At 63.7% G+C, this 16369-nt stretch carries 12 protein-coding genes; 9 read left to right on the top strand and 3 right to left on the bottom strand.

The window, feature by feature from the left end:
- The first annotated feature begins 139 nt into the window (after positions 1 to 139).
- The 5 genes from ACU4IU_RS12055 (at position 140) to ACU4IU_RS12075 (ending at position 5438) form a co-directional block, all read left to right on the top strand.
- Positions 140 to 1297 (top strand): DUF819 family protein, encoded by a 1158-nt coding sequence (locus ACU4IU_RS12055; RefSeq protein WP_376906930.1) that lies wholly within the window; start codon positions 140 to 142, stop codon positions 1295 to 1297.
- A gap of 112 nt (positions 1298 to 1409) precedes the next feature.
- The gene (locus ACU4IU_RS12060; RefSeq protein WP_376906899.1) at positions 1410 to 2636 is read left to right on the top strand and encodes a dipeptidase; all 1227 of its coding nucleotides are present in this window, start codon (positions 1410 to 1412) and stop codon (positions 2634 to 2636) included.
- Positions 2633 to 3334: a type 1 glutamine amidotransferase gene (locus ACU4IU_RS12065; protein ID WP_139468105.1), complete on the top strand. Its 702-nt coding sequence runs from the start codon at positions 2633 to 2635 to the stop codon at positions 3332 to 3334. Before ACU4IU_RS12060 ends, ACU4IU_RS12065 begins: the two co-directional genes overlap by 4 nt.
- 105 nt (positions 3335 to 3439) lie before the next feature.
- Positions 3440 to 4873, top strand: coding sequence for an APC family permease (locus ACU4IU_RS12070; protein WP_376906900.1), 1434 nt, complete (start codon positions 3440 to 3442; stop codon positions 4871 to 4873).
- A 169-nt stretch (positions 4874 to 5042) separates the two neighbouring features.
- Entirely contained in the window at positions 5043 to 5438 is a 396-nt protein-coding gene (locus tag ACU4IU_RS12075) for a universal stress protein (protein ID WP_101543775.1), read from the top strand.
- Positions 5439 to 5504: 66 nt separating this feature from the next.
- Here the strand turns inward: ACU4IU_RS12075 and ACU4IU_RS12080 are convergent, their stop codons facing one another.
- Entirely contained in the window at positions 5505 to 6533 is a 1029-nt protein-coding gene (locus tag ACU4IU_RS12080) for an NAD(P)/FAD-dependent oxidoreductase (protein ID WP_376906902.1), read from the bottom strand.
- Positions 6534 to 6642: 109 nt separating this feature from the next.
- Here ACU4IU_RS12080 and ACU4IU_RS12085 point away from each other — a divergent pair, with 109 nt between their 5' ends.
- Positions 6643 to 7302, top strand: a complete 660-nt coding sequence (locus tag ACU4IU_RS12085) for a helix-turn-helix domain-containing protein (protein ID WP_446656852.1) — start codon at positions 6643 to 6645, stop codon at positions 7300 to 7302.
- 465 nt (positions 7303 to 7767) lie between these two features.
- Here the strand turns inward: ACU4IU_RS12085 and ACU4IU_RS12090 are convergent, their stop codons facing one another.
- A complete protein-coding gene (locus tag ACU4IU_RS12090) occupies positions 7768 to 8040 on the bottom strand; it encodes a hypothetical protein (RefSeq protein WP_180345573.1) in 273 nt (90 codons plus the stop codon).
- 156 nt (positions 8041 to 8196) lie between these two features.
- On the opposite strand from ACU4IU_RS12090, the gene ACU4IU_RS12095 reads away from it, so the two are divergent.
- The 3 genes from ACU4IU_RS12095 (at position 8197) to ACU4IU_RS12105 (ending at position 12769) form a co-directional block, all read left to right on the top strand.
- Complete coding sequence (locus ACU4IU_RS12095; RefSeq protein WP_446656853.1) at positions 8197 to 10083, top strand: DUF222 domain-containing protein; 1887 nt, start codon at positions 8197 to 8199, stop codon at positions 10081 to 10083.
- 163 nt (positions 10084 to 10246) lie between these two features.
- Positions 10247 to 11362: an LLM class flavin-dependent oxidoreductase gene (locus ACU4IU_RS12100; protein ID WP_446656854.1), complete on the top strand. Its 1116-nt coding sequence runs from the start codon at positions 10247 to 10249 to the stop codon at positions 11360 to 11362.
- Between the two features lie 318 nt (positions 11363 to 11680).
- Positions 11681 to 12769: a C40 family peptidase gene (locus tag ACU4IU_RS12105; RefSeq protein WP_376906905.1), complete on the top strand. Its 1089-nt coding sequence runs from the start codon at positions 11681 to 11683 to the stop codon at positions 12767 to 12769.
- Positions 12770 to 13132: 363 nt separating this feature from the next.
- Here the strand turns inward: ACU4IU_RS12105 and pepN are convergent, their stop codons facing one another.
- Positions 13133 to 16294 carry an aminopeptidase N gene (gene pepN / locus ACU4IU_RS12110; protein WP_376906907.1) on the bottom strand — a complete coding sequence of 1054 codons (3162 nt, stop codon included), beginning with the start codon at positions 16292 to 16294 and terminating at the stop codon, positions 13133 to 13135.
- Positions 16295 to 16369 lie beyond the last annotated feature (75 nt).

Below are 16369 nucleotides of genomic sequence, written 5' to 3' on the forward strand. Positions count from 1 at the left end.
GGCATCCTCGGTGCCGCCCGTGGCTCTGCCACTGGCCCAACCGGTGCTGCTGCCATCCGCGCCGTGCGGCGCAGCCAGCTGCGGCACAGTCGGCTCTGCCTCTGCCGGGATGGACGTATTCAATGAGGAAGTGTCGTTAGTGATCACGGACGGTTTTCTATTCATCAGCCTGCTTCTGGCGATTTCCGCAGCGCTCGTCGTCGCGGACCGGAGCGGGCGCTTCAAGCTCTTCAAATATGTGCCCGGCTTCGTCATCCTCTACATCGTGGCGGCGCTGCTCAACACGTTCGGCGTCTTCGACCACGACGGTGGAGACATCACCGCGGTCGGCGACACCCTGCGCGAGGTGATGCTGCCCGCGATGATCCTGCTCATGCTGTTCAAGTGCGATATCCGGCAGATCATCAAGCTCGGGCCCAAGCTGCTGCTCACCTTCGCGGTGACCGCGGCGAGCATCATCATCGGCTTCATCATCAGCTACCTCATCCTGCATTCCAGCCTCGACCCGGAAGCGTGGAAGGCCCTCGGCGCTCTCAACGCCTCGTGGACGGGTGGTTCGGCGAACATGGTCGCGGTGCAGGAGGTCCTCCAGGCACCCGAGAACGTGTTCGGCTACGTCCTCATCGTCGACACGGTGCTCTACTCCTTCTGGCTGCTGCTCATCTTCTCCTCCGTCACAGTCTCCGACAAGTTCGACAAGTGGACGAATGCCGATATGTCGAAGCTCGACTTCACCGACAGGGTCTCGGCCGAGGAGGAGACGCCGATGACTCTGTCGTCGATCTTCGGACTCATCGGATTCGCACTGTTGGCCTCGGCCTTGGCGATCCGCCTCGGCGAACTGCTGCCCGAGGTCGGAGCGGTCATCGACGGCACCGCGTGGACGATCCTCATCGTCAGCGTCCTCGGGCTCGCCATCGGATCGACTCGGTTCGGCAAGACCGCCGGATCCAATGAGCTCGCGACGATTCTGCTCTACCTCATCATCGGCATCATCGCCTCGGGCTCGGACTTCACCTCCCTGGCCGAAGCGCCGCTCTATCTGGTGGCGGGCATCATCGTCCTCGTCGTTCACATCGCCATCATGCTCATCTACGCCAAGCTCACCCGCACCGAGCTCTTCAGCATCGCCGTGGCCAGCACCGCGAACATCGGCGGAATCGCCTCGGCGCCGGTCGTTGCGGGAGCCTTCAACCGACAGCTCGTCCCCGTCGGTGTGCTGTTCGCGCTGATGGGAACGTTCCTCGGCACGTTCCTCGGCCTGTGGTCGGCCCAGATCCTGTCCGGGCTGGCATGATGAACGGACCGACCCCACTTCGCCGAGGCGGCCGACCTCCCCATCGCGGGAGTACCGTTCCGTGCGTGCACCCCTGCACCGACCCAATCCGCCCGACCGGAAGGACCCGACCATGACCGCACCCAACACAGCCTCCGCAACCGGACCCGACACCGAATCCGCACCAGACGCAGCATCCGCACCCGCCGTCGACGTCTTCGACGGACACAACGACCTCGCCTGGTACCTGCGCGAGGAACGCGACTACAGCGTGGAGGGGCTCAACGACCCGGCCGTCTCGCCGTTCACCACGATGGATCAGCTGGCGGCCGGACACGTGGCCGCGCAGTACTGGTCCGTCTACGTTCATTCCTCGATCACCGGCGCCGACGCGATCAAGGCCACATGGGAGCAGATCGACGCGGTCCAGCGTGTCGTCACCGCCTACCCCGAACGACTTGCCTTCGCCCGTACCGCCGCCGACGTCCGTGCGGCTCGCGCAGCCGGCAAGGTCGCCTCCCTCATGGGCGTCGAAGGCGGTCAGCAAATCGACGAATCCCTCGCCGTGCTGCGGTCGTACGCCCGCGCCGGGGCCCGCTATATGACTCTGACGTGGTCGACCACTCATTCCTGGGCCGACTCGGCCACGGACGAACCGGTTCACGGCGGCTTGAGCGTCTTCGGACGTGAGGTCGTGGCGGAGATGAACCGGATCGGCATGATCCTCGACCTCTCCCACGTCGCGCCCACCGTCATGCACCAGTCGCTGGACCAGAGCACCCTGCCGGTCCTCTTCACCCACTCCTGCGCGTACGGTCTCAACCCGCACCCGCGCAACATCCCGGACGACGTCTTGGACCGCGTGCCCGACAACGGGGGAGTGGCGATGATGACGTTCGTGCCCTCGTTCGTCTCGAACGCCCGCCGCGAATGGGTCGACGCCGGAGAACAGGGAACCGCCCCCGAGGTGACCGTGGCCCAGGTCGCCGACCACTGCGATTACGTTCGCGAACGGATCGGCATCGACCACATCGGACTGGGCGGCGACATCTGCGGAGTCGATGAGCTGCCGACCGGACTCGGTGATGCCGGCCAGTATCCGAACCTGTTCGCCGAGCTCGCCTCGCGCGGCTGGTCGCAGACCGACCTGCGCAAGATCGGCTTCGACAATGCGATGCGCGTCCTCGACGCGCACGAGGATGCGTACACGGCGTTCCTCGGCTCGGCGGTCGACGCACCGTCCGCGGCCAACGCCGGTTCCGCGGCCAACGGCACGGCCGCCTCGGCGACGGTGAACGGCGGCGGCAACGTCGGGTCCGCAGGCAATGGTTCGGCCGCCTCGGCGGGGGCGGAATCATGACGCGGCTGCTCGTCATCGTCAATGACATCGAGTCCCAGCCGGGGCTGCTGACACGGTGGATGATCAGCGAGAACGTCGAGTTCGATCTGCGCATCGGCGGGGTCTCACCCCTGCCCGGGCCCTCGGAGCTCGATGGCTATGACGGGCTCATCATGCTCGGCGGCGGGTACATGCCCGATGAGACGGACCGGGCCCCGTGGTTGGCCGATGAGGCCGAACTCGTCCGCCATGCCCTGGCCACGGATCTGCCGCAGTTCGGGATCTGCCTCGGCGGGCAGCTCATCGCCCACGTCATCGGGGGCGATGTGCAGGCTCGGACCGGGGCGCCGGAGAAGGGATACACGCGGATCGACACCACCGCCGAGGCGGCCGCGGACCCGGTGTTCTCCGCGATCCGGCCACGGACCTCGTTCGTCGAAAGCCATGTCGACCGCATCGTCGCCCTCCCCGAGGAGGCGACCCTGCTCGCCAGGAGCGAGGCCTGCGAATTCCAGGCGTTCCGGGTCGGCAGGGCGTGGGGGACGCAGTTCCACCCGGAGTCGACGCGGGCGAACATCGAGCGCTGGGATGCGGAGAAACTGCAGACTTTGGGGTTCGATAAAGATACCCTGTTGGAAGAAGCGATGGAGCTCGGGCCGGAGAGCGAACGTGATTCGAAGGCCCTGTTCTCCGCGTTTCTCACGGTGGTTCGGAACTGAAGCTTGTGTGTCAGGCTCGTGACTGAGGCATACTAGGCGAGGCTCTGACCACAGTCAGGGTTGCCAGGTATGCGGCACAGCCGCCGCATTGGACACGGAGGAATCGTGAGCGACAAAGAACCCACGACGACAATCGACCCCGGTGACGGACACCAGCCCGAGACCCTCAAGCGGGTCATGGGGCCGAAGCTGCTGCTTCTGTTCATCGTCGGTGACATCCTCGGAACCGGCGTCTATGCTCTGACGGGCAAGGTGGCTGGGCAGGTCGGCGGTGCCGGTTGGGCACCGGTGATCCTCGCCTTCCTCATCGCGCTGATCACCGCCTTCTCCTATATGGAACTCGTGACGAAGTATCCGCAGGCTGCGGGTGCAGCGCTCTATACGCACAAGGCGTTCGGAGTCCACTTCGTGACGTTCCTCGTCGCCTTCGCCGTCCTCAGCTCCGGAATCACCTCGGCATCGACGGCGTCGAATGTCTTCGCGGCGAACCTCGTGGCCGGCTTCGGTTGGGACGTCTCCGGCACAGGGGTGATGTGGATTGCGCTGGCGTTCCTCACCCTCATCGCGCTCATCAACCTCCGCGGAGTCGGCGAGAGCGTATGGTTCAACGTCGTCCTCACTCTCATCGAGCTGAGCGGTCTACTGCTGGTCATCGTCGTCGGCTTCTTCGCACTCGGTTCGGGTGACGCCGACTTCTCACGCGTGATGATCTTCGAGACCGAGGGCGACAAGAGCGTCTTCCTCGCGGTCACCGGTGCCACTGCGCTCGCCTTCTTCTCCATGGTCGGTTTCGAGGATTCGGTCAACATGGTCGAGGAGACGAAGGATCCGCGGATCTTCCCGAAGATCATGCTCTCTGGTCTGACGATCACCGGCATCATCTACGTCCTCGTCTCCCTGGTCACCGTCGCAGCAGTGCCCATCGGCGTGCTCACCGAGAGCGAGACGCCGCTGCTCGAGGTCGTCCGGGAGGGTGCTCCGGGCCTGCCGATCGATACGATCTTCCCATTCATGACGATGTTCGCCGTTGCGAACTCGGCCCTGATCAACATGCTCATGGCCAGCCGTCTGCTCTACGGAATGGCCAAGCAGAACGTGCTCCCGCCCGTGTTCGCGAAGGTCTTGGCCGGACGCCGCTCGCCGTGGGTGTCGATCATCTTCACGACGCTGATCGCATTCGCACTCATCTTCTTCGTGACCACGATCCTGCCCGAGACGGTGACCGCGTCTCTGGGCGGCACCACCTCGCTGCTGCTGTTGGCAGTGTTCGCCGTCGTCAACGTCGCTGTGCTCATCCTGCGCAAGGACAAGTCCGGCAATGCCGAACACTTCAAGGCGCCGACGATTCTGCCGTGGATCGGCGTCATCACCTGCGTGTTCCTCGTCGGTCCGTGGGCCCGTCTCGATGAGCTCATCCAGTATCAGATCGCGGCGGCGCTCGTCGGCATCGGTGTCGTCCTGTGGGCCGTGACCTGGTTCTGGAACCGTTCGACGAAGGGCACGAGCACCCGATTCCGCAATCCCGAAGAGCTGTCGTGAGCTCATCCCCTCGCCGAGGCGGTGCTGCACTTCTCCGGGACGATGTCGTCCATTCCCGGTACGGAGTCGCCGCTCGCCGACCCATGTCTGCATCGCTCGATATGCTGGGACTGTGGGTTCCCGACCTGCGCGCTCGGTTCTGTACAGCTCAATCCAACGAAGGTGAAAAATGACAGTACTCGTCGGTTACGTCAACAATCCCGCCGGACACGCTGCTCTCGATGCCGGCATCGCGCAGGCGAAGAAGGACGGCAAGGAGCTCGTCGTCGTCAATGCGTCACGGTCGGCGCAGCGCAGCGACTCCTACCGCCTCGGCGAGGGGGAGCTCAAATCGGTCAACAACTACCTGACCAGAGCGGACGTCGAGTTTCGCGTGCTGACCTTGGGCAGCGAATACGACCCGGCCGAACAGATCCTCGACACCGCCAACGAGGTGGGAGCCGAACTGATCGTGCTCGGAACCCGGAAGCGCACCCCGGTCGGGAAGTTCCTGCTCGGGTCGACCATCCAGAAGGTCATCCTCGACGCCGAGGCCCCGGTGCTGTGCGTCAAAGCCGCGCACTGAGGGCTTGACCGCAGCGCACACACAACCCGGCTCGCTGGGCTGACATGTGCCCGCTGCGTGCACGTCTCAGCGGAGCCGCTCCATGACGAGATCGGCGTTGACATGGGCACCGGCCATCACCCCGCTGGCTGTGCTGGCCACGACCATCGCCGACACGTCTGCGCTGTTGCCGACCGCCCAGACGCCGGGCACATCGGTCTGCCCTGCCATCTGCGTCGGAATATAGGTGCCCATCCCGCTCGGGTGAGCGACGACCTCGCCTCCGAGCTGGGCGAACAGGTCGGCATTCGCTCGACCAAACGCACCGACTGTGAGCGCATCGAAGGTAAGAGATTCCGCTCCGTCCGCGGATTCGGCGGCCGCCAGTGAAACGACGGTGCCGGACTCGGTGCGGGCCACCTCGGTGACGGTGGAATCGATGAACTCGATGCCGAGCGTATCGAGCATTGCCGTCTGTTCGGAATCAGGGGCGGGAGCGTTGTGACGGATGAAGCTGACGTGGTCGCTGAGCTGGGAGAACAACATCGCCTGGTGGTATGACATGGCCGTTGTGCCGATGACCCCGATGCGCTGTCCGCGCACCTCGAAGCCGTGGCAGTAGGGGCAGTGCAGGACGGTGTCGCCCCAGCCTTCCGCGAGACCCGGGATGTCCGGAAGTTCGTCGCTCAAACCGGTGGCGATGATGATGCGTCGGACCCTGACATCGACCCCCGCCGAGGTGGTCAGTTCGAATCGATACCGCGGAGCCGCCTCGGCGGGGTGGGGTTCCGAATCGATCGTGCGTGCTTGCTGCACGGTCGCATCGATGAAGGCAACGCCGTACTCTTTGGCCTCGGCGCGGCCTTTCGCCACGAGATCCTGGGGCCTGATGCCTTCGTGGCCGAGGACGTTGTGCGCGTGTGCGCTTGAGGAATTGCGCAGCTGGCCTGCGTCGATGACGACGACGGATCGCAGAGACCTGGCCAGGGCGATCGATGCGGCGAGGCCGCCTGCCCCACCGCCGATGACGGCGACATCGAAGGAATCCTGCGCGGATTCGGCCGACGAGTCGGGCGCAGTTGGCTGGGAGTTTACGGGTGCAGTTTGGGTGGTCATGATTCTCCTGTGTGCTGATGGATGGTCGGCGTCTATTCGAGTGTGTTCCTAGCCCGTATAAAAGTGCAAACGTGTTTGCAGAAACAGCAAATTGTGTCATGCTGAGGGCATGGAAGAGCCAAGAGAGTCAGGGGAGCGCGCCGCTCATGCGACGGGTCGGATGTCGGAGATCCTCTCCGATGGGTCCGCCCCGGTTGAGGCGCAGGAGGCTATCCGGCAGTCTTTGGCGGGTGTCGGCGCTCGCCTGCGAGGGCTGCGGCAGGAGCAGGGGCGCACCCTCGACGAGGTGGCTGAGCTTGCCGGAATGTCGACGAGCACACTGTCGCGCCTGGAATCCGGGAAGCGCAAGCCGAGTTTGGAGCTGCTGCTGCCGCTGGCTGGGGTCTATGGGCTCCCGCTCGATGAGCTTGTGGGGACTCCGCCGATCGGCGATCCGCGCATTCATATCTCCCCGCGGAAGTTCCACGATCAGACGATCCTGCCGCTCAGCCGCGGAGCGATCGGAGTACAGGCCTTCAAGCACATCGTCGACGGTCGGCAGACACCGAAGTTCGGTGCGCTGAAGACTCACCCCGGATTCGAATGGGTGTATGTGATCCGCGGTCGCCTGACCCTCATCCTCGGCGACCGGACGATGGTTCTCAGTGCTGGAGAGGCCGCAGAGTTCGATACGCGCACTCCGCACTGGTTCGGGGGAGCCGATGACGGCGGGGTCGAGTATCTCAGCCTGTTCGGACCCGAAGGACAGCGCGTTCATATGAAGAGCTGAGTGGAGCTGTGGGCCGGCGCAGGCGCTCGTTGATACGACGGGGCGTCGGTTGCGCGCGCTTGATTGTGGCGGGAAGTGAGTTCCGCAAGCGTGACCGTGGCGGGTCCTGGTTCTGCGTGCTCGCGTCAGTGGCGAGAAGTAGTCTAGGTCCACTTCGTCGACACCGTAGGTGAGAGCCCCTTCTTCTGGTCGCCGCCAGCGATCATTGTCAAACACCGCACTCCGAGTGAGATCTCCCATTGACCAGCGCAAATAGTACAAAATAGTAAAACAGAGAAAAGATCTCGAATAAATCGTACAGAACTATCGACTCTGTTCTATTCCTGGATTAGAATGGAGCCAAGCCGAAGACATCAACGATGATGAACGGATACGAAGAAGATGGCTCTCATCCCCGACCGAAGGTACGACGAGCACGATGATTGCGAAGCGGGAAAGGCTTCGCAGGCACCACCCCTTCAAGGTTCACCGCCCAGTGACCTCCCTCCAACTGCGGCCGGCTCTTCTGCCCGGTCTGCCGACAGTGACTCCTCCAGGTCGACTTACCGGGAGCTGCTCGCTGAGGCCGGATTCGATCTGACCGGTCATCCTCTCGCCGACAGATTCGACGGGATCGCCGACAACCTGGCCGACGGCGAGGCGGTCGCCGACCAAGCTGGTGACGGACAGGATGACGCCGTCGAGGATGGCAGCGATGCAGTCGTCGACGGAGTCGTAGCTGCGGAAGGCAGCAGTCAAGCAGCTGTTATCGAGGCTGACGCAGCGGCGCCTGCTCTTCCGGGTGGCGTTATCCACGCCGGGCAGGGGCCCTGGTCGAGCAGGACGACGATGCCGGAGACCGAGGCAGAGGTCCAGGCATGCATCAGAGAGATCGAAGCACGCCAAAGCGCGTGGATGAAAGCAAAGCGCGAAGAACGTGAGACACAGCGAGCTGCGGAGCGTGAGGAGTTCCTGAAGAAGAACCCGCAGGCTCGCGCAGAGGACGAAGAACTCGCGCGTGAAAGAGCGGAGTGGAACGCCCACGTTGAGCGGTACGAGGCGAAGAAGCGGGCGCAGAAAGAAGCCGAACGTATCGCTGAGGTAGAACGCGCGGAGCGACACAAGGCACTCGCCGAACGCTATGACTCAGAAGCTGACACGCATCCCCTGCTCGACGAGTTTCGCTGGTCAGACTTGAAGCACGCAGCCCCGGAAGTCACAGAAAGCATCTGCGCTCTGCAGGGCCTGCTCGACGGGCTCCACGACTTCACTCGCCCCATGGGGCCCGATGACGCGGTGACTCTTCTCGATGGTCTTGAGACCTTGAACCGTCTGACGGAGTCCCTGTCGGTCGTGACCCTCTCCGTGTTCGAACGTGTCGGCACGCCCCGCGACTACGGGGCGAAAACGACGAAGGCGCTGGTCCAACATCGGCTCAACCTGTCTGCACAAGAGGCCTATCGCCGCACTCAGCTCGCTGAGTGCCTGGGAAAGCGGACCAGCATGAGCGGGGAATCGATCGAGGCGCAGTTTCCGATTCTCGCAGCTGCCCTTCGTGAAGGAGTGCTCTCGGCAAACCAGGCGTCGACGATCTCCAAATGCTTGAAGAACCTGCCTGTGAACGTATCGGAGGACGACAAGATCAAGGCTGAAAGCCTGCTCGTCGAAAAGGCTCAGGCGGTTCGCGTCTGCGATATCCATGCACTCTTCGAAGAGATCCTGGGCTGGATCGATCCCGACGGCCAGGAACCGAAAGAAGCGGCAGACCGGGACAGCTTCGCTGTCAACCTGCGCCAGGCGAAGGACGGAACGTGGACCCTCAAAGGTCGCCTCGACGAGGAGACCGGTGGGATTCTCAATGGCTTGCTGACTTCGCGCATCAAAACCGATTCTCAGTCTGACGAGGACAGGTGCGCGAATGCGGCGGGCATCGATGCCGCTCCCGCGGATGGCGAACGCCCAATCGACGGAGCGAGCGCCACCGATGATACCCGTTCTGCCGACGATGCCCGCTCCGCAGTCGAAAGCGGCAGTGCCAGTGTGAGCGACCTCGACCAGGAAGTCGTCGACGTCTATACGGAGGTCCTGCGCGGCGACCGCTCGGACTGTCTCGACCCCTCGCTCGACTTCACCCCGCCACAGGTCGGCGCGAATGGTGAGATCCCGCAGGGGGCCGGGGTGAGGCAGGACGGCTCACTGGTGACGATGGCCGCTGAGCAGCCGAGTGTCCGGCGTCGCATCTACGAGCGTTTCTCCAGCGTCATCGGCAGCATCGAAATGAACCGCATCAAGGCCGGAGCGGCCTACGCACTGGTCGTCACAGCCAAGGCAGAAGACCTGGCGAACCGGACCGGCAAGGCCGTCACGGGAGTCGAAACGCCGTTCCCGATCGATTCCGCTGCTCTGGAAGGACTGAACGGATCGGTCTTCTTCCACCTCATGGGCGAAAGAGCGAAATCGTTGGCACTCGCGACAGAACGACGGTTGGCCACAGAGAAACAGCTGGCAATTCTCGCCAGCCGTGACCAGGGATGCACGTTCCCCGGATGCGACACTCCTCCCGGCTGGTGCGAAGCGCACCATATCGTCCCATGGGCGCAGAACGGCAAGACTGACGTCAACAATCTCACTTTGGCCTGTTCAGCGCATCACCACCTGCTTGATTACACCGATTGGGACTGCAGAATGCTCATCGACGGTCGGCCCGCGTGGGTGCCACCGGCGACCATCGATCCAGCACAAGAACCGGTGCTCCACGCACGGTTCATCGCGCGGGAAATCGGAGAGACTCTCTTCGGCTGACAAGCACTTAGGTTCAGCTGACAAGCACTTGGGTTCGGCTGGCAAAACCCCGGCAATGTGACAGTTATTCGCGGGACACGTGGCCGAGACCAATGGTGCGGTTCATCGGCGGCGTGGTCCGCGGGGAACGGAATGTTCTTCTCACATGCACTGTTGCCTCGTTATGAAGCTTTCGATCCTTGACCTCGTTCCTGTCCGTACAGGACAGACGACAGCAGACTCCTTCGCCGCCTCAAAGCAGATCATCGACACGGCTGACAAGCTCGGATTCACCCGCTATTGGGTCGCCGAGCACCACAACATGCCCTCGATCGCATCGACGATGCCAGGGCCCGAACTCATGCACCTCGGCCAGGGAACACAGCAGATCCGCCTCGGTTCCGGTGGAGTCATGCTTCCCAATCACGCCCCGCTGGCGGTCGCCGAGCTGTTCGCTCTGCTCTCCGCTGTCTACGGCGACCGCATCGATCTGGGAATCGGTCGCGCACCGGGGACGGACCCGATCACTTCGGCGGCAATGCGCGGCCACCTCGGTGAAGGACGGATGGTCGACCGTGAAGGACGAGCAATCGATCCCGTCGAACAGTTCCCCCAGCACGTGATCGACACTCTCAGCCTCATGCGGCCCGAGGGGATGCGAGTTCCGCTTCACGTTGGACGCGAACATGTGCTCAAGGCGACGCCCGCGGCAGCTCCGGGAACGCAGCCGCTGCCGTGGCTGCTCGGTTCATCCGGTTACTCGGCCAGGCTGGCAGCTGAACTCGGCATGCCCTATGTCTTCGCCAACCACTTCGCATCGGGTGCCACCACCGGAATGAAGATCTACCGCGACAATTTCACGCCTGGCGCTTACGGAGACAAGCCGCAGACCTTTGTCACGGCCAACGTCGTCGCAGCACCCACCGAGGAAGAAGCGCGGCTGCGCTCGGAGCCATTCATGCTGCAGATGGCCAGAATGCGCACCGGCGGACCGATGGAGAAGCTGCACCTGGCTGGCGACGACGTGCGATCGGTGATGACCGACCAGGAGCGTATGGTCGGCGAAGAGCTCTCCGGCAACTGGATCATCGGCGACACGAAATCCGTGGCCGCGCAGCTCGAGGAACTCTCTGAGCGCTTCGAGGTCGACGAGATCATGATCCAACCGATCGCCGGCGCCATGGAAGGCGAAGACGTACGCGAAGACCCAGGACGGACTCAGACGATCGACTTGCTTGCCACGGAATTCCTCGGCTCCACCGGAGCTTCCGGCGTCGCTGATGCAGGCACCGATATGTGACACCTGGCTGAGGTCTGTCCCCGGTTCCGATCGGGGCCGATATCGGCCATCGGCACCGGGCCGAAGTCTCAGCTCAGCATCGATTCGGGCAAGTGGACTTCAATCCACGACCAGTCCGCGTTATCCTGTCACAGTGTCATGAAAGCTGACAGTCGTGTGACAGCCAGTAGAATCGACACCGTGCAGAACCTCGTCTACGGCGAGGCCGCTCCTTGCGGAGAGGTCGAAACGGAGGCGAATGCTGTACGCCGAATGCGCTCGCGCACCTTCGGAGACTTCCCCCACGCGGGCCCCGGCCTGCAGACCGAAAGAGAAATAATGCGTACCAAAATTGCTGTTTCGGCAGCACTTGGGGTCGGACTGGTTTTCGGCGCCGGTGCTCCCGCACTGTCGAGCAATCTGTCGTCGACCGACGCCGCAAAAACGTCCGGCATCTCCGCTGATGTCGTGCCCGGCCAAGAACTCGAACGAATCACCGACGGCAAGATCGAAAAGGGCGAGACCGCCTACGTCGATGTCACGGTCGCGACACTGTGGACCGACCCGAAGGCCCCTCGCAAGGTCGACAAGCCCGCGCTCCAGCACCCCGTCGACCTCAAGAAGTGGAACAAGAACCTCGAATCCACCGATGTGCGCCGGGGCCTGACTGGAAAAACCGAGACACAGGCAACCTACGGTTCGGAAGTCTCCGTCCTCGAAACCAAGGGCAGCTGGGCCAAGGTCGCCGTGACCGACCAGAAGACCCCGAAGAACAAGAAGGGCTACCCGGGTTGGCTGCCCAAGAAGCAGCTGGTCGAAAACGACCGCTTCGGAAAGCTCGCCGAAGACCAGCCCCGCGCAGTGGTCACGAAGCCCAAGAGCGAACTCGAAGGCATCGAATTCACCAAGGACACTGGTGCCGACGTCAGCTTCAACGTCGACCTGCCGCTCATCGCCCAGGACGTCGACGATGTCCGCGTCGCCCTCCCCGGAGGCGGAGCCGCCTGGATCGACATCGATGACGTGGATGTCTACGACGTCGGCGACAAACCCGAGAAGCCCAGCGGCAAAGACCTCGTGAAGACCGCGAAGCAGTTCGAGGGCCTGCGCTACCTGTGGGCCGGAGTCTCCGCCTACGGATTCGACTGCTCCGGATTCACCTACTCCATCTACAAAGCCCACGGCATCGATCTGCCTCGCGACTCGGGAGAACAGGCGAAGGCGGGCAAGGCTGTCTCCTCGTCGAACCTCAAGCCTGGTGACCTGCTGTTCTTCTCGACCAGCTCGGGAACAGTCCACCACGTCGGAATGTACGTCGGCGACGGCAAGATGATCCACTCGCCGAACGCGTCGAAAGACATCTACATCACCGACTGGAAGAAGTGGGACACCGGAAACGAATTCTCCGGAGCCCGCCGCATCCTCTGATCTGGATCGAGTCAGATTGTCCCGGTTCCAACCAGGACCTGACCAGTTCAGTCGAGTGACCAGCCGACACACTGATGGCCGGTGCCCTGAGGAGGGCACCGGCCATCAATGATTTCAGTAGGGCCTAGCTGGGAACATCGCCAAGGTTGCTGAGCACGGCTCTAGCTGGGGAGCATCGCCAGGTCTGCTGAGCATGGCGATTGCTGAGAGACCTGGCCAGGGGAGGGGAGGGGCCTGGCCTGGGGAGAGGTGCCCGCCGAGGCGGCTATCGAGCAGAGTCGACCGGAATGACCGGCGACCCGATTTCATCGAAACTCGCCCACCGAGGCGACCGCCGTATGGTTTCCCCGAGGCGACCGCCGGTCAGTGCCGCGAGCTCTGAGTCGATTTCAGGAAGATGGCACGGGCCAGATCATCGCGACGTTCGATGACCAGCCGGCGCAGAGCCGCAGGTGCATCGTCGTTGGCGGCCAACCATGCGTCGGTCTTCTCGACCACAGCCTCCTCGTCGACGGACCACCGGGGATAGAGGCCGAGCACCAGGCGGCGAGCGATCTCAATCGAATTGTCCGTCCAGAACCCGAGCAGACCATCGAAGTACTCATCGACATACTCCTCGATGAGCGGCATCGCACTCGGCGCGATGAACCCGGCGATGATCGCCGACAGAACATCATTGCTCAGCGCTCCCGCCTCGCGGATCGCCTCCCAGGCACGAATCTTGACGATCGGCAGAGGCAGTGCGGCACTGGCCGTCTCGGCGTGAAGTCGACCCGAAGAGCTGGGATCCGAATGATTCTCCCGCGCGATATCCGTCTGATCCGCCCACCCGAGGCAGACGAGCGCCGTCAGCGCATTCCACCGCAGCGCATGATCATTGATGAGACCCCGGAACGGCAGCGTCGCAGTCGAATGCTCGGCGCCTCGACCCGTGCGGGCACCACCGGAAGCTTCGGCCGACTGACTCACCGAACCGGCCCGATCCGCAGAACCGGCCTGCCCAGCCGAACCAGCCTGCCCAGCTGAACCAGCCCGATCAGCCGAACCGGCCTGCCCGGGAGCTCCGGCATACATCCGGTCGATCTCCTCACCGACCGGCACCGTCAGGATCTGGCTGGCGAACCCACGCCCCATAGCCACCGCGGAACTGCCGGCGGCGCAGCGGGCCGTCCGCGACGTCAGCGCCAATACGAGGTTGGCCAGATGCAGCTGCGCATCCGAACCCGCCTTCGCCGCCGCCAACGCATCCAACGCGGCTCCCAGAAGCCCCATGATCGCGGCATCGAAATTCCGGTCCGCCACCCACTGGTCGATGCAGGTCAGAGCGGTCTGACTGAGCCCCGCCATGATCCCGGCATGACTCTCCTTGCCCAGGCTGCGGGCATAGGCGGTGAGGTACTTCTGCACCGGCATGAGCCCATCGCGCACCGCATTGTCCAACGCCGACCACACCAGGGCCCGTGACAGTGGATCCGTGATCCGCGACGCCGAGGTGACCGCCGCCTCCGTCGACTCCGGATCGAGGCGCACCCGCGCATAGTCCAGGTCGTTGTAATTGAGCAGAGTGATCACGCCGGCGCTGCGACCGATCAGCTGCTCGACGTAGGCCGACTCGGTCGAGAACTCGAAACGGAAGGAATCCAGGGGAACGATCGCCCGCCCCGACCGCCCGAGCGTGGCGATCTCGATCGTGTGCGGCCGCAGCAGGGCCGTGCCCTCGGCCGAATCGGACTGAGTGATCGTGGCACCCGTGACCTTCTCCGAACCGGACCGTCGCCGAGGCGGTTCTGTCCTGCCGCTCGACCCGGGCCCTGCCTCGTGAGCGTCCCCGGCAGCCCCGTCGAAATCGTCGCCGACCGCATCCGGGCTGCGCAGCCTTGCGCCCGAACTCGAAGCCACGAGCCTCCCTCGTCCCGCGCTCTGCGCGGCGGCATCGGTACCGGCAGAACCTCCTTCGGCCCCGGTCCCGGCCCCACCCTGGGAGAACACGGCCGACCCGACCGCGGATCCGGCCGAGTACCCAGCTGACCCGTCCGCGGACCCTGCCGACCCATCCGGGGACCCAGACGAACCGTCTGCCGTCGTGAGCTGCAGGGACAGCTCCGAGACTCCGGACGTCCCCAGCCACGCGGCCGCCCAGTTCGCGATGTCCCGGTCGGGAGCCGCCTCGGCGAGGCATTCGAGGAAATCAGCCAACTCGGTATTGCCGTATTCGAACCGTCTGAAATACAGCCGCGAACCGGCGAAGAAAGCCTCCCGGCCGACGAACGCGACGAGCTGCTTGAGCACGGATGCGCCCTTGGCATAGGTGATGCCATCGAAGTTGAGCTTCGCGGCCTCGACATCGGGGATGTCGGCGACGATAGGGTGCGTCGTCGGATACAGGTCCTGCGTGTACGCCCACGCCTTGCGGCGCAACGCGAAGGTCACCCACCCATCGGTGAACCGGGTCGCCTCGGCAAGCGCGAGCCCGCCCATGAAATCGGCGAAGGATTCCTTGAGCCACAGGTCATCCCACCACTTCATCGTGACGAGATCGCCGAACCACATATGCGCCATCTCGTGCAGGATGACATTTGCACGGGACTCGTAGTTCGCGTCCGTGACCTTGTCCCGGAAGATCAGATTGTCCGTGAACGTCACCAGACCGGGGTTCTCCATCGCGCCGAGGTTGTACTCGGGAACGAAGATCTGATCGTACTTTCCCCATGGATAGGGGTAGTCGAATTCGGAGGTGAAGAAGTCGAGGCCCGCCTTCGTGACGCCGAAGATGTCCTCCGCGTCGAGGTGGTCGACGAGGCTCGCGCGCGTCCAGGCGCCCAGTTGCACGGTCTGCCCGGTGCGCGGATCCGTCCACTCGTCCGTCGCCCCCTCGTAGGGGCCCGCGGTGATGCAGGTGATGTAGCTCGACTGCTTGAGCGTCGGTTCGAAGTAATGGGTGACCGCGGCCGCCGAGGCAGATCCGTTCGCAGGCTCGAATCCCGCCGAGGCGGCCCCCGCCGCACCATCGGCCGGTTCCGTCCGCGCCTCGGCCCGGTTCGACAGAACCTGGAAATGTGCGGGAGCGGTGACCGTGAAGATGAACTCGGCCTTGAGGTCGGGCTGGTCGAAATTCGCAAAGACGCGACGGGCGTCGGTGGGTTCGTACTGTGTATAGAGATAGGTTTTGCCGTCGGCCGGATCAGTGAACCGGTGCAGACCCTCGCCCGAGGTGGAATAGCGGGCCTGCGCCTCGATCGTCAGGGAATTGCGGCCGGCGCGGACGGGGAACGTGACTCGGGCGCCGTCGAAGACCTCGGCGGGGGAGAGACTCTCACCATTGATCAGAACTGAGGTCACGGAGTCGGCGATGAGGTCGATGAATGTCGAATCGACGAAGCGGGCGGAGAAGTCGACGACAGTGCGAGACAGGTACGTGTCGGCATCGGTTTCGGCGTTGCTGACGTCGATATGGACTGAGTAGGAATCGACCTCGAGCAGCTGTGTTCGGCTCTGCGCTTCGCTTCGGGTGAGATTCGTTGTCATTCAATAGCCTCCTCGGCGGACAGACTTTAGCATGCCACATTTCCGGTATTCTGAGTACAGCACCGGCGAACGGCA

This window comes from Brevibacterium sp. CSND-B09 (assembly GCF_052906525.1).